Source organism: Nocardia sp. NBC_01388 (assembly GCF_045040085.1).
Taxonomy (GTDB): Bacteria; Actinomycetota; Actinomycetes; order Mycobacteriales; family Mycobacteriaceae; genus Nocardia.
In genome coordinates, this window is record NZ_CP109553.1 from 7553279 (window position 1) to 7566056 (window position 12778).

The 12778-nt window shown below is 67.0% G+C and carries 13 protein-coding genes; 10 read left to right on the forward strand and 3 right to left on the reverse strand.

Annotated elements, in window-relative coordinates:
• Positions 1 to 2 precede the first annotated feature (2 nt).
• Positions 3 to 719, reverse strand: coding sequence for a uracil-DNA glycosylase (locus OG716_RS35755; RefSeq protein ID WP_405134715.1), 717 nt, complete (start codon positions 717 to 719; stop codon positions 3 to 5).
• A 171-nt stretch (positions 720 to 890) separates the two neighbouring features.
• On the opposite strand from OG716_RS35755, the gene OG716_RS35760 reads away from it, so the two are divergent.
• The 7 genes from OG716_RS35760 to OG716_RS35790 all read left to right on the forward strand — a co-directional run bounded on the left by OG716_RS35760 (position 891) and on the right by OG716_RS35790 (position 8588).
• Complete coding sequence (locus tag OG716_RS35760; protein WP_405140144.1) at positions 891 to 1496, forward strand: trimeric intracellular cation channel family protein; 606 nt, start codon at positions 891 to 893, stop codon at positions 1494 to 1496.
• A 119-nt stretch (positions 1497 to 1615) separates the two neighbouring features.
• Positions 1616 to 2059: a GyrI-like domain-containing protein gene (locus OG716_RS35765; protein ID WP_327142173.1), complete on the forward strand. Its 444-nt coding sequence runs from the start codon at positions 1616 to 1618 to the stop codon at positions 2057 to 2059.
• A complete protein-coding gene (locus OG716_RS35770; protein ID WP_327142172.1) occupies positions 2056 to 2490 on the forward strand; it encodes an effector binding domain-containing protein in 435 nt (144 codons plus the stop codon). Before OG716_RS35765 ends, OG716_RS35770 begins: the two co-directional genes overlap by 4 nt.
• A 346-nt stretch (positions 2491 to 2836) precedes the next feature.
• Positions 2837 to 3499, forward strand: a complete 663-nt coding sequence (locus tag OG716_RS35775) for a hypothetical protein (protein ID WP_405134716.1) — start codon at positions 2837 to 2839, stop codon at positions 3497 to 3499.
• Between the two features lie 2 nt (positions 3500 to 3501).
• Positions 3502 to 5664, forward strand: coding sequence for an Rv1355c family protein (locus OG716_RS35780; protein ID WP_405134717.1), 2163 nt, complete (start codon positions 3502 to 3504; stop codon positions 5662 to 5664).
• A gap of 16 nt (positions 5665 to 5680) precedes the next feature.
• Complete coding sequence (locus OG716_RS35785) at positions 5681 to 7546, forward strand: putative bifunctional diguanylate cyclase/phosphodiesterase (RefSeq protein WP_405134718.1); 1866 nt, start codon at positions 5681 to 5683, stop codon at positions 7544 to 7546.
• A 97-nt stretch (positions 7547 to 7643) separates the two neighbouring features.
• The gene (locus tag OG716_RS35790; protein WP_405134719.1) at positions 7644 to 8588 is read left to right on the forward strand and encodes an SDR family oxidoreductase; all 945 of its coding nucleotides are present in this window, start codon (positions 7644 to 7646) and stop codon (positions 8586 to 8588) included.
• A gap of 29 nt (positions 8589 to 8617) precedes the next feature.
• Here the strand turns inward: OG716_RS35790 and soxR are convergent, their stop codons facing one another.
• Positions 8618 to 9145 carry a redox-sensitive transcriptional activator SoxR gene (gene soxR, locus OG716_RS35795; protein ID WP_355119542.1) on the reverse strand — a complete coding sequence of 176 codons (528 nt, stop codon included), beginning with the start codon at positions 9143 to 9145 and terminating at the stop codon, positions 8618 to 8620.
• A 75-nt stretch (positions 9146 to 9220) separates the two neighbouring features.
• On the opposite strand from soxR, the gene arcA reads away from it, so the two are divergent.
• Both arcA and OG716_RS35805 read left to right on the forward strand, forming a co-directional pair.
• Positions 9221 to 10450, forward strand: a complete 1230-nt coding sequence (arcA, locus tag OG716_RS35800) for an arginine deiminase (RefSeq protein ID WP_355119540.1) — start codon at positions 9221 to 9223, stop codon at positions 10448 to 10450.
• A gap of 6 nt (positions 10451 to 10456) precedes the next feature.
• The gene (locus OG716_RS35805; protein ID WP_405134720.1) at positions 10457 to 10825 is read left to right on the forward strand and encodes a GntR family transcriptional regulator; all 369 of its coding nucleotides are present in this window, start codon (positions 10457 to 10459) and stop codon (positions 10823 to 10825) included.
• A gap of 6 nt (positions 10826 to 10831) precedes the next feature.
• On the opposite strand, the gene OG716_RS35810 is transcribed toward OG716_RS35805, so the two are convergent.
• Positions 10832 to 12436: a dolichyl-phosphate-mannose--protein mannosyltransferase gene (locus OG716_RS35810; RefSeq protein WP_405134721.1), complete on the reverse strand. Its 1605-nt coding sequence runs from the start codon at positions 12434 to 12436 to the stop codon at positions 10832 to 10834.
• A gap of 65 nt (positions 12437 to 12501) precedes the next feature.
• Here OG716_RS35810 and OG716_RS35815 point away from each other — a divergent pair, with 65 nt between their 5' ends.
• Positions 12502 to 12657: a hypothetical protein gene (locus OG716_RS35815; protein ID WP_405134722.1), complete on the forward strand. Its 156-nt coding sequence runs from the start codon at positions 12502 to 12504 to the stop codon at positions 12655 to 12657.
• Positions 12658 to 12778 lie beyond the last annotated feature (121 nt).

Below are 12778 nucleotides of genomic sequence, written 5' to 3' on the forward strand. Positions count from 1 at the left end.
CTTCAGTCGTTATCCAGGCCGGTGGCGGTCTTGGCTTCGAGCAGCACGGTTTCCAGCATCGCGGGCGTGAGTCGTCCGGTGAAAGTGTTCTGCTGGCTTACGTGATAGCTCCCGAACAGGTGGAGCGGCGCGCGGTCGTCCCGTGCGGGTGCGAGTTCGTAATGCACGCCATGTCCGAAGCGCGGCTTGGGTTTCGGGATTTCCCAGCCGGATTCGGACAGTGCGGGTAGGAGGGCCTGCCAGCCCCAGCCGCCGAGGACCACGATCGAGCGGACGGTGGATGCCATCAGGCCCAGTTCGGTGATGAGCCAGTGGCGGCAGGTGTCACGTTCGGCGGGGGTTGGTTTGTTGTCGGGTGGGGCGCAGTGCACCGGGGCGGTGACGCGGGTTCCCAGCAATTCCAAGCCGTCGCCGAGGTGGGTGCTCTGGGGCTGGTTGGTCAGGCCGGCGGCGTGCATGGCGGCGAACAGTACGTCGCCGCTGCGGTCTCCGGTGAACATGCGGCCGGTTCTATTGCCGCCGTGGGCGGCTGGGGCGAGGCCGACGATGAGGATTCGGGCGTCGGCCGGGCCTAGTCCGGGAACCGGTTTGCCCCAGTAATTTTCGTCACGAAAAGCGGCGCGTTTGTCGTGCGCGACCTGTTCCCGCCATTCGACCAGTCGCGGGCAGGCGCGACAGGCTGTGAGCTGCGCTTCGAGCTCCGCAATTGTCCGGCACACGTGGGTGACTCAACCACATCGCCCGGTCGAGCGGGAGATGTCGGCGCGGCGCGGCGGCGAGGCATACTGTGCCCCGGTAGCCGACTGTTTGCGACAGTGAAAGGAACCGGTGCCGTGAGTGATCTCGTCGAGCTCGGCAATGCAGTCGGGACGGCCCAGAAGGTCGGAAATATGGTGGGCGTGTTCGCATTCGGCGTCTCGGGTGCGCTGCTCGCGGTGCGCCGCAATTTCGATGTGGTCGGCATCGCGGTCCTGGCCGTCTGCACCGCGACGGGCGGCGGCATCCTGCGCGATCTCATTATCGGTGAGACTCCGCCGACAGCCTTCGTGCACGTCAGTTATGCGGCCACGGCCCTGCTGGCCGCAGCCCTCATCTTCTTCTGGCATCCACCGCATCGAGTCACCCGCACCCCGCTGCTGCTGGCCGATGGGGTCGGGCTCGGGATCTTCTGTGTGACCGGCACTGTCAGCGCATTTCAGCACGGACTTCCGGCCACCTCGGCGGCGGCGCTGGGTGTGGTCACAGCGGTCGGCGGCGGCGTGGTCCGGGACGTGCTGGCCGGAATCACACCCAGCGTGCTGAGTGACGGTGAGCTCTACGCGGTGCCCGCACTGCTCGGCTCGGCCGCGACCGCCGTACTGCTGCACCACGGTCAATACACCTACTGGACGGGCGGTTTGGCGGGTGCGGGCGCGGTGGCACTCCGCTTCCTCGCGCTCTGGCGGCACTGGCGCGCACCGCTGGCCCGGCCTCACCGCAGGCGCGATCCGGCGTGACCTCCGGGCACGCGGTGACAGCGCCCCAGTCGTGTTGCCCGAGCACTCCGAACATGGTTGATAGCATGGCGAAGGTTGGCCAGCGGGCTGTGCGTCACACCCAGAGAGAGTTCCTACCAATGCAGTTTGAGATCGTCGAGCGGGACGAGACGTGGGTCGCCGGACTGCCGGTGCGCAGCCCCAAACGTGCTCTCGGTGAACTGCGCGATCACGATCTGGAAGTGGCCTGGGCCGCGGTCCTGCATCAGGAACTCGGCGGCCCGCTCGCCTCGGCCTATACCGATTACGCGGCCGAACTCGGCACCTACAACACCCAGATCGTCGGGTACCAGTGCGAATCCTTCGACGAGGTCACCCGCGGTCACGTGGTGGCGCGGCTGCCGCGCGGGACCTATGCGAGATTCTCTTCGGTCGGTAGCTTTCCGCAGGTGATGACCGATCTCTGGACCCAGATCGCGTACGCCGAGGAGCACAACCACATCCGGCGCACGCACAGCGGTGATTTCGAGTGCTACCCACACGCCTACAAGATCGAGCTGTATCTGGCGGTCGAGCCTTCATGACCTATTCGATCGTGGTGCGGCCGGGCGGTGTGTACGGCGGTCTCGTGGTACCGCGGGTGCGGCCCAGCTTCAAGGTCAGCAACAGCGAGCTCATCGAATTCCTGCGCGACCGGTTGCGCGACCGCGACGGCGACGAACTTCCCCTGGCCACCGTGTACGTGCCGGATCCGGCGGGGAACTACAACGTGCTCGTCTCCTACCAATACCCGACGCCGGAGCAGGCTCCGATCGGCGATGTGCTGATCCGGGTTCCCAAGGGTGTCTACGCCCGCTTTCAGCCGAATGGTGATTATCACGATCCGGCCGAGGATGTGTGGGCTCAGGTGGACGATGCGACCGCCTCGGCGGAGATTTCCCGGGCCTACCGCGAGGAGATCGAGATCTGGTCGGGGCCGTCCGAACTGGAGTTGTTCATCTCGATCTTGATCTGATAGCCATCTGTTAGCTAAATGGAAACCAACCAGTCTTGTGGTTGTGTTTCATACCTGATAGCAATGGTTTGACCAGGGGGGATTTCTAGACGTCCATTCGGGTTTCGGAAGATTTGCCGGACGCCTGGACAATTTTCTCCGGCTGGCGGATACTCCCTTGGGTGCCTGTACCGGGCACGGTTGATACACGACCGTATCGGGCGGGGGCTCGGTAGTCGCGCGGGAGCCCGCGCAGCAACGGAGTAGGAACTGTATGGCTGTGGAAGTGGTCGCAGTCGTCCCGTCGGATTCAGCTGATGAGGACTTGCTGCGATTCCAGGATGCGTCGTCAGGGTGCACCTTCTGGGTGGGTACACCGCAAGCGCACCCGGGCCTGTGGCGCCGCAACATCACCGGCGCATTGCGTGCTTACCGACGCTATGGAGTTGATGCAGCACTCGAATACGACAAAACGGCTGACGGGCGTTCCAGCGCACTCTTCGTGGCCGCCATCGATCCATTCGGAGACGTGGTAGCGGGCATGCGGGTGCAAGGTCCGTACACCCACGTGGACGAGGTCAATGCCCTCGCCGCCTGGGCCGGTCGGCCCGGCGAATCGGCCCTGCGCAAGCGGGTTGCCGACCGGATACCGGAGGGTGTCGTGGAGGTGAAAGCCGTCTGGGCCGATCGTGGCCTGGATCGCGGCAAGCGCCGCGCACTCGGTGCCGCCCTCGACCGCTGCGTTGTGCACGTCACCTCATTACTGCGCGCCCGCTACGGCTTTGTCACCGCAGGTGAGCACGCTGCCGAGGGTTATCGCACCAGCGGCGCCCGCTCCGACTGGTGGATTCCCGCGGTGCCCTTTCCCGACAATCGCTATCGAACCGTTCCGCTGTGGTGGGATATGCGGACCTATCGCTCGGTAGCCGCCGAATCACAGCTGACTTTGATCGAAGCCGAGCAGCTCGCGCTCGCGGCCGGCGATACCGAGCTGCCGGCGGATCTCACTGGCACCGGAGGGCTTGCCTGACAATGAATCCCGACAAAAAAGCGGCCGCGGAATATCGACCGCTGTTTCTCGATGAATCCGATCCGGAGGATGCGCGCCGGATAAATGAATTGCGCGCCGAACCAGGTATCGAATTCACCGATCTGCGGGATTTGCTGCGCACCGAATTCAATGATCTGGTAGCGCCGCCGGAATTGTCGGAAGGTCCGGAAGCGGATCGCTGGATTTATTATCCGTGGCGGCACGCGGCGGTAGCTCTGCCCGGCCCGGAATTGCTGCGGACCGTCCGGCTGGACCGCAATCGCAACAAGCTGACCCGCTCGGAGCAGGAAAAGCTGGCACAGCAGACGATCGGTGTGGTCGGGCAGAGCGTAGGTCACGCCATCGCGCACACGCTGGCTATGGAGGGCATCTGCGGGCGGATGAGGCTGGCGGATTTCGACACCATCGAACTGGCCAACCTGAACCGGATTCCCGGCTCGCTCTTCGATATCGGCGTCAACAAGGCGGTGGTCACCGCCCGCCGGATAGCCGAGATCGACCCGTACCTCCCGGTGGAGATCTTCGAGGCCGGACTCACCGACGAGAACGTCGACGACTTCTTCGCGGGCCTCACCCTGGTGGTGGAGGAGTGCGACTCCCTCGATATCAAGCTGGCCGTTCGGGAGGCCGCCCGCCGCTATCGGATCCCATTGCTCATGGAGACCAGCGATCGCGGGCTGCTCGATATCGAGCGCTATGACCTCGAACCCGATCGCGAGCCTTTCCACGGACTACTCGGCGGTGCGACGCGCGCCGATCTCCGGGGCCTGAGCACGCGCGAGAAAGCGCCATTCGTGGTGCGAATCCTGGACGCGCACGGCCTTTCCGACCGCTTTGCCGCCAGCCTGGTGGAAATCGACCAGACCCTCGACAGCTGGCCACAGCTCGCCAGCGATGTGCAACTGGGCGGCGCCACCGTGGCCGCCGCGGTGCGCCGCATCGGGCTGGGCGGTGTGCTGCCGTCCGGCCGCACCCGCGTGGACCTGGCCGCCAGCCTGGATGCGATCGCCGAACCCGCGGGCGTCACCGAGCTGCGGTGGCCCGCGGAGCCCGCGCCCGCGGACCAGCCCGGCAGTGCGGCCGAAGCCGTGCTCGCGGCCGCCCAGCTCGCCCCCTCGGGCGGCAATGTGCAGCCCTGGTCACTGCGCCGGGAGAATTCGGCGATCGTCATAGAACTGGATGTGCAGCGCTCGTCGGGCATGGACATCGGCTACCGCGGCAGTGCGGTGGCGGTCGGCGCGGCCCTGTACAACGCCCGCGCCGCCGCGGCCGCGCGCGGTGTGCTCGGCGAGTCCTACCTGTTCACCGGCGAAACCGGACGGCACAGCCGAACCGCACCGCTCACCGCCGTCCTGCATCTGAGCGACTGGAGTGAGCCCGAGCTGGCCCGTGACTACCCGGATCTGCTCAGCCGCGTCACCAATCGCAGGCTGGGCAGCGGCGATCCGCTGGACCCGGCCGTACTCGACACCCTCGGCACCACCGCGGCCAAGGCGGGCGGCGGGCTGCGCTGGGTGACCGAGGCCGACGATCTGGCGACCGCCGCGACCCTGCTCGCCGCCTCCGATCAGGCGCGCTACCTGACCCCGAGCCTGCATGCCGAGATGTTCTCCGAACTGCGCTGGCCCAGCGGCGATCTGCGCACCGGCCTGGACCTGCGGACGATGGAACTGGCGCCCGACGAATTGGCCAAGCTCGATATCGCCGGGCGCGCCGATGTGATGGACCGGATTCGGGACTGGAACGGCGGCATCGCACTGGGCGAGTACACCCGCGACCGGGTGCTGTCCGCCTCGGCGATCGCGGTGGTCACCTTCCCGGCGCCGCCACTGCACGACCCGGAAGAATTGACCGCCTACGCCCGCGCGGGCGAGACGCTGCAGCGGGTGTGGATCGAGGCGCAGCGGCACGGCCTGGCGGTGCAGCCGGTCTCTCCGGTGTTCCTGTACGCCCGACAGGCTGCTGATCTGAACACGGTTTCCACCGAGTTCGCCGATACACTAGCGTCACTTCAAGGCCGTTTCCTGGACTTGCTGGGAGTGCCCGAGCACGAGACCGTGGCGTTGGTACTTCGCCTGAGCTATGCGGCGGAGGTCACGGTCCGGAGCCGGCGCCTTCCCACACCGGGTGCGGAAGACCGCTGATGGGATCGGAGACAAGGTGCCTCGGCAGACGCTCGACTCACTGGTAACCCAGGTTGCCTCGGAGTTGATGGGTGTCGACGCCACCACGATGGTGGCGGCGAGTGAGCGCGTGCTGTCCTGGCTCGTCGAGCACTTCGATGTCGACTTCAGCTACCTGCGCCACACCGACAGGGAACGACGTGCCTCCGTGCTCATCGCGGAATGGCCGAGCCGTTCGGTCACCATCGAACCGGATCCATTGCGCGTCACCTACTTCGATCGCGCCGATTCGGTGTTCGCGAAGCTGGAGCACGCCACCGAGCCGCTGATCGTGCGGCCGATCCCCGAACACGCCGACTATCAGCACACCATCCATCTGTCCTCCGGGATCCCGCAGGTGTCGATGGCGTGTGTGCCACTGGTATCGCGCGGCGAATCGACCGGTGTGCTCGGTTTCGTCAAGGAGGGCGATCGCGAATGGAGTACGCGAGAGCTCAATGTGCTCAAGGCGATTGCCGCGCTGTTCGCGCAGTTGCAGGCGCGCGTGGTGGCCGAGGAGCGGTTGCGCTATATCGCCATGCACGACGATCTGACCGGGCTGGCCAATCGGCGCGCGCTGCTCGAGCATATGGAGGAGCGGCTGCGGACGGGAGCTCCCGGTCCGGTGGCGGCGTTCTTCCTGGATCTGGACCGGCTCAAGGCGCTCAACGACTTCCTCGGGCATACGGCGGGGGACAATTTCATTCGCACGCTGGCCACCCGGCTGCGTGATCACCTCGATCCCGGCGACATGATCGCTCGGCTGGGCGGCGATGAGTTCGTCATCGTCCCGGCCAAGCCGATGGACGCCGGTGCGGCCGATCTCGAGGCCACCCGGATCCAGCAGCTGATCGCCCGGCGGGTGACGGTCGGCGGGGAGACGGTCAGCCGCGGCGCGAGTGTAGGTGTGGCCGTGGGCATTCCGGGGGAGACCACGGTCGCCGATGTGCTGCGCCGCGCCGATCACGCACTGCTGTCGGCGAAGTCGAGCGGCGGCAATGGCGTCGCGGTCTTCACCGATGCCATGCGCGCTCAGTTCGAACTGCAGGACGATGTCGAGCTGAACCTGCGCGGCGCGGTGTCGGACGGTTCGCTGATCCTGCACTATCAGCCGGAAGTGGATCTACGCACCGGCCGGGTGGTGGCGCTCGAAGCGCTGGTGCGCTGGCAGCATCCGACGCGCGGACTGCTGCCTCCGGGCGCGTTCGTCGGCGTGGCGGAGGCCACCAATCTCGCGGGTGAGCTGGGGCGCTGGGTGATTCGCACGGCGTGTGAGCAGTTCGCGTCGTGGCGCCGGCGGGGCCTGGCCTCGAGTGTGGTCATCCGTATCAATGTGTCGCCGGTGCAGCTGGTGAGTCTCGACTTCGTGGAGACCATGGAGGGAATTCTGCGCCGCTACGGCATCGACGGCAGTTCGGTCTGCCTGGAGATCACCGAACATGTGGTGGTGCAGGATCTCGCGCGCACCCAGGTGACGCTGCGCGGGCTCAAGCGCATGGGCGTGCAGATCGCCATCGACGACTTCGGCACCGGCTACTCCTCGCTCTCCCATCTCAAGGCGCTGCCGGTCGACGCGGTCAAGATCGACCGTGGTTTCGTGCAGCGCCTGGGCGCCAGCGCGGACGATCTGGCCATCGTGAAATCGATTGTCGGACTGGCCGGTTCGTTCGGTCTCGGCGTGGTCGGCGAGGGTGTGGAAACGACCGTCGCGGCGCGCACCCTGGTGGCTCTCGGGTGCTATCGTGCGCAGGGATTTCTGATCGCGCGACCCATGCCCGCCGATGAGGTGGAGCAGCATCTGGCCGCCGGGCGCATCGCCCTCGACCTGGATCTACCGGGTACCGGTCGGATGGGTACCCCCTGAAAATAGGGGCTCAATTGGGGGTCGCGCTGCTCGCGAGCGCACCTGAGCGCGTAGTACGTTCGTGGACTAAAGGGGCGATCAAGGGATGTGGACCGGCGTGCGCGAGCGAACCTTCAGCGGCAAGAAGACTCTGATCACCGGAGCTGCCAGCGGCATCGGGCGCTCCACCGCCCTCGCCGCGGCCCGTAGCGGGGCGCAGCTGATACTGACGGACGTGAATTCCGACGGCCTGGATACGGCGGTCGCGGAGGTCCGCGCCGCGGGCGGGGTGGTCGACTTCGCGCAGGCCCTCGATATCAGCGACTACGACGCCGTCACCGCCTTCGCCGGGCAGGTGCACGAGCAGGTGGGCGCGCTCGACGTGGTGATGAATATCGCCGGCGTCTCGACCTGGGGCACGGTCGAGAACCTCGAGCACAAGCACTGGAAGCGCATGGTGGATGTGAACCTCATGGGTCCCATTCACGTGATCGAGAACTTCGTGCCGCCGATGATCAAGGCCGGACGCGGCGGGGCGCTGGTGAATGTGTCCTCGGCGGCCGGACTGATGGCATTCCCGTGGCATGCGGCCTACAGCGCCAGCAAATACGGGCTGCGCGGGGTCTCCGAGGTGCTGCGGTTCGATCTGGAGCGGCACGATATCTCCGTGCACCTGGTGGTGCCGGGTGCGGTGGACACCCCGCTGGTGCAGAGCGTGGATATTGTCGGCGTGGATCGGGACGATCCGCGAATCCAGGCGTGGATCAATCGTTTCCGCCGGCATGCCAAGAATCCGGACGAGGTGGCGCAGTCGATTCTGTCGGGAGTGCAGAAGGGCCGGTACCTGATTCACACCCAGTTCGATATCCGCTTCGGTTACTGGTGGGTGCGCAAGTTCGCCTGGCCGTACGAATTCGCCATGCGCCGCGCCAATGCGCTGTTCACGACGTTCCTGCCGCGCGTGCAGGTTGCGGAGATCCCGCCGAAGCCGGACCTCCCGAAAGCTCAATCCGAGCCCGAGCCCGTGAAGGCCCCGAAGCCCGAGCTCACGCCCGAGGCCTAGACCCCGGGGGTCTTCTCCCGAGGTGCGGCTCAGGAAGTTTCCGCCAGCGGCAGTTCGCAGCCCGCATGGTCGGCGCTCTCGTGCTTGCCGCAGGATTCGGCGGCGTGCACGTCCAGCACGCGTGCGCCCGGACCCTCGTCGCCGAGGTGATCGTGCGCATTGACGATTTTGCAGGTCCCCAGGGACAGACAGCCGCAGCCGATGCAGCCGGTGAGGCTGTCGCGCAGGCGAATCAGCTGTTCGATGCGCTCGTCGAGATCGGATCGCCACGCCGTCGACAGCGCCTCCCAGTCGCGCCGCGTGGGGTTGCGGCCGTCGGGCAGATTGTCGAGGGCCTGGCGGATTTCGCCGAGCGGAATTCCGACACGCTGTGAGATGCGGATGAAGGCCACCCGGCGCAGGGTTTCCCGGGGGTAGCGGCGTTGATTGCCGCTCGTCCGGCGGGCTGTGATCAAGCCCTCACGTTCGTAGAAATGCAAGGCGGACACCGTAACTCCGGCGCGTTGTGCCAGCTGGCCCGGCGTCAATTCCTTCGCCTGCCATGACGCGGTCTGCATACCTGAAGGTTAGTCGAGGTTTTTCCCGCGCGCGAATTGCATGCCTTCTGTGCCGCGGGGAACTACCGTCAGGATATGGGAACAAAGGCTGCGCCCACGGCGCGACCGTTTTCCGTGACCTCGGAAGTCGGCGCACTGCGCACGGTGCTGCTGCACCGGCCGGGTGACGAACTGCGCCGGCTCACCCCTCGCAACAATGATCAGTTGCTCTTCGACGCCATCCCGTGGGTGGAACGGGCGCAGCAGGAGCACGACCTCTTCGCCGGGGTGTTGCGCGAGCGCGGAGTCGAGGTACTGCTGCTGGCCGATCTGCTCACCGAGACCATCGCGGTCAGCGGGGCGGCCCGGATACAGGGCATTTCCGGCGCGGTGGACGCACGGCGGCTCGGGCATGCGCTCGCCGACGAACTGGCGGCCTATCTGCGCACGGTGCCCGCGCCGGATCTGGCGCAGTTGCTGATGGCGGGCATGACCTTCGATGAGCTGCCCTTCGGGCCCGATCACACCTCGCTGGTGGTGCGCATGCACCACGGGCACGATTTTGTCATCGACCCGCTGCCGAATCTGCTCTTCACCAGGGATTCGTCGTTCTGGGTGGGTCCGCGGGTGGCCATCACCTCGCTGGCGCTGCCCGCCCGGGCGCGGGAGACCTCGCTGACCGATCTCATCTACGCCTTCCATCCGCGTTTCCTGGGGGTGCGGCGGGCCTACGAATCGCATACCGCGCCCATCGAGGGCGGCGATGTGCTGCTGCTGGCCAAGGGCGTGGTGGCGGTCGGGGTGGGGGAGCGCACCACACCCGCCGGTGCGGAAGCCTTGGCGCGCAGTCTCTTCGAGGACGATCTCGCGCATACCGTGCTGGCGGTTCCGATCGCGCAGACCCGCGCCACCATGCATCTGGACACGGTGTGCACCATGGTCGACACCGATGCCATGGTCATGTACCCGAATCTGCAGGATTCCCTGTGCGCGTTCACCATTCGCAAGGAGGTGGACGGGACGGTGCATATGCTGGGACCGGACCCCTTCCTGCCGGCCGCGGCGAAGGCCATGGGCATCGGTGAGCTGCGGGTGATCGATACCGGCCTGGATGGTGTTGCCGCCGAACGGGAACAGTGGGACGACGGCAACAACACGCTGGCGCTCGCGCCGGGCGTGGTCGTGGCCTACGAGCGCAATGAGATGACCAATGCGCGGCTCGCCGACGCCGGTATCGAGGTATTGGCCATTCCGGGTTCCGAATTGGGTTCCGGCCGAGGCGGTCCGCGCTGCCTGTCCTGCCCGCTGTCGCGTGACGAGGTGTGAAAAACCATGCTCGACATCCCGGTTGACCACCATTCGACGGTGCCGCCGTACGAACAGCTGCGCCAGGGCATTGTCGCCCGGGTGCGGTCCGGGGAGCTCGCCGCCGGAACCAAGATCCCCACGGTGCGCGCGCTCGCGGCACAGCTGACGCTCGCGCCCAATACGGTAGCGCGCGCCTACCGCGAGCTCGAACAGGACGGTGTGCTCGAAACCCGCGGCCGCCTGGGCTCTTTCATCGCCTCATCGGGCGATCCGACCCGGGATGTGGCCGGTCGCGCCGCCACCGAATACGTGGCGGTGATCCGGCGGCTCGGCCTGGATGACGAAGCGGCGGTGCGTTATCTGCGCGCCGCACTGGGCGAGATCAGGGAGTGATCGGGCTCATCGCCAGCTGGGTAACCACAGGTGGTCGTGCCAGCTGCCCGTGGTGATGGGCATGCCGGTCAGAATCGGCCAGAGCCAGATGAAATTGGCGATGACCAGCGCCACGTACAGGCACACCAGCAGCAGTCCGAGGCCCTGCCGTTCGCTCTGCGGCGCCGGATGCTGCCAGCCGGGCGCGCCCGATAGTCGCCGCCCGCTCGGTGGGGCGTGGCCGAGTACATCGCCGAGCACCAGCGCGACGCCCATGGCCAGAAAGGGCGCCATCGGGACGGCGTAGAAGAAGTACATCTGCCGGTCCAGCTGCAGGAACCACGGCAGCAGTCCGGCGCAGTAGCCGACCAGCATGGCCGCGTACCGCCAGTCACGCCGCACGAAGCTGCGCCACACCGCCCAGCCCAGCATGGGGAAGGCCACCCACCAGAGCGCGGGTGTGCCGATCAGCATGACGGCCTTCACGCACACCGCCTGCCCGCAGCCGCCCACGCCGCTGTCGGCGTAGTAGTAGAGCATGGGCCGCAAGCCCATCGGCCAGGTCCACGGCTTCGATTCCCACGGATGGTGATTGCCCGCGGAATTGGTGAGGCCCTCGTGGAAGGTCAGCACCTCGCCGCCGTAGTACCAGAGCGAGCGCAGCGCGGTCGGCACCCAGTCGAAGGCGCCGCCGCGACCCACGTGAATGCCCACCGCGTACCGGTCGTAGCTGGTCTCATTGGCGAACCAGGCCCAGAAGGTGCCCATGTAGACCAGGAACGGCACCACCGCGAGCGCGTACAGACTGGGCCCGACGTCCCGGACGGCCGTGCCCGCCCACGGCCGCCGCACCCGGTATCCACGCCGGGCGGCCAGGTCGAAGGCGACGCTCATAATGCCGAAGGCTGCCACGTAATACAAACCGGACCATTTGGTTCCGCAGGCGAGCCCGAGCAGGACGCCCGCGCCGAAGCGCCACCAGCGCACCCCGAAGCGCGGCCCGTACTCACTGTCGTCGATGCGCCCCTCGGCGTAGGCCAGGGCGATGCGCGCCCGCATTTCATCGCGGTCCACGATCAGGCAGCCGAAAGCGCCGAGCACGAAGATGGCCTGGAAGATATCGAGCATTCCGAGCCGCGAGGAGACGAAGCTGACGCCGTCGGCAATGAGCAGAATGCCGGCGAACGCGCCGATCAGCGTGGATCGGGTCATCCGCCGCGTTATGCGAATCACCAGGAATACCAGCAGGGTTCCGCAGACGGCGGCCGAGAAGCGCCAGCCCCAGCCGGTATAGCCGAAGATGGCCTCGCCCAGGGCGATCATGTCCTTGCCGATCGGCGGGTGCACCACGAGGCCATAGCCCGGGTTGTCCTCGACGCCGCCGCCGGTGAGGATCTGCCAGGCCTGCGGGGCGTAATGCTTCTCGTCGAAGACGGGTGTCTTGCCGTCGGTCGGATATCCGAGCTGGATGAAGCGGGTGAGTCCGGCCACGGCGGTGAGGAAGAGCGTGACTACCCACCCGCGGGCCCGGTCGGCAGGCCCGAAATCCGGTGAGGGTCGCAGCGGCGCCGGGCTGGACAGCGCCACCCCCGCCTCCGTAGCTGGCGGTCGCGCGTCGGTCACCTGGGTCACGCCGTTGATGTTAGGCGGTACTCGGCCCGAGGTCCCGCCCTGGTAACCGCCGCATCGCCCGAGCCTTGCACCCAACCTCGCGCTACGCGCAGTCCGCCCGCTTCCTGGCGACTCCGGTGGGCGTGTTGTCGACTGCTGCGCAGGACGATCGGGCAGCGCCGATCGCGCTTGCGGCCGGGGCCACCGCAGCGGTGGCCGATCGGTCCGGCGGGCTCCCGTGAACTGCGCCCGTATGCTGGCACGGTCCGGATCGCGGCAGGAGTCCGCGGCAGCCGCCGAGCGATGCGGCCGGGTTCTCGAGGACAGCTGCCGGGGGCGATGTAGTCCATCTACGAACAGGAG

Excerpts from the sequence above, each read along its gene's own strand:
- arcA (WP_355119540.1), top strand. The coding sequence starts at position 9,221 with ATGGGAACAAAGGCTGCGCCCACGGCGCGACCGTTTTCCGTGACCTCG.
- OG716_RS35780 (WP_405134717.1), top strand. The coding sequence starts at position 3,502 with ATGAATCCCGACAAAAAAGCGGCCGCGGAATATCGACCGCTGTTTCTC.
- OG716_RS35805 (WP_405134720.1), top strand. The coding sequence starts at position 10,457 with ATGCTCGACATCCCGGTTGACCACCATTCGACGGTGCCGCCGTACGAA.
- OG716_RS35760 (WP_405140144.1), top strand. The coding sequence starts at position 891 with ATGGTGGGCGTGTTCGCATTCGGCGTCTCGGGTGCGCTGCTCGCGGTG.
- OG716_RS35770 (WP_327142172.1), top strand. The coding sequence starts at position 2,056 with ATGACCTATTCGATCGTGGTGCGGCCGGGCGGTGTGTACGGCGGTCTC.
- OG716_RS35765 (WP_327142173.1), top strand. The coding sequence starts at position 1,616 with ATGCAGTTTGAGATCGTCGAGCGGGACGAGACGTGGGTCGCCGGACTG.
- soxR (WP_355119542.1), bottom strand. The coding sequence starts at position 9,145 with ATGCAGACCGCGTCATGGCAGGCGAAGGAATTGACGCCGGGCCAGCTG.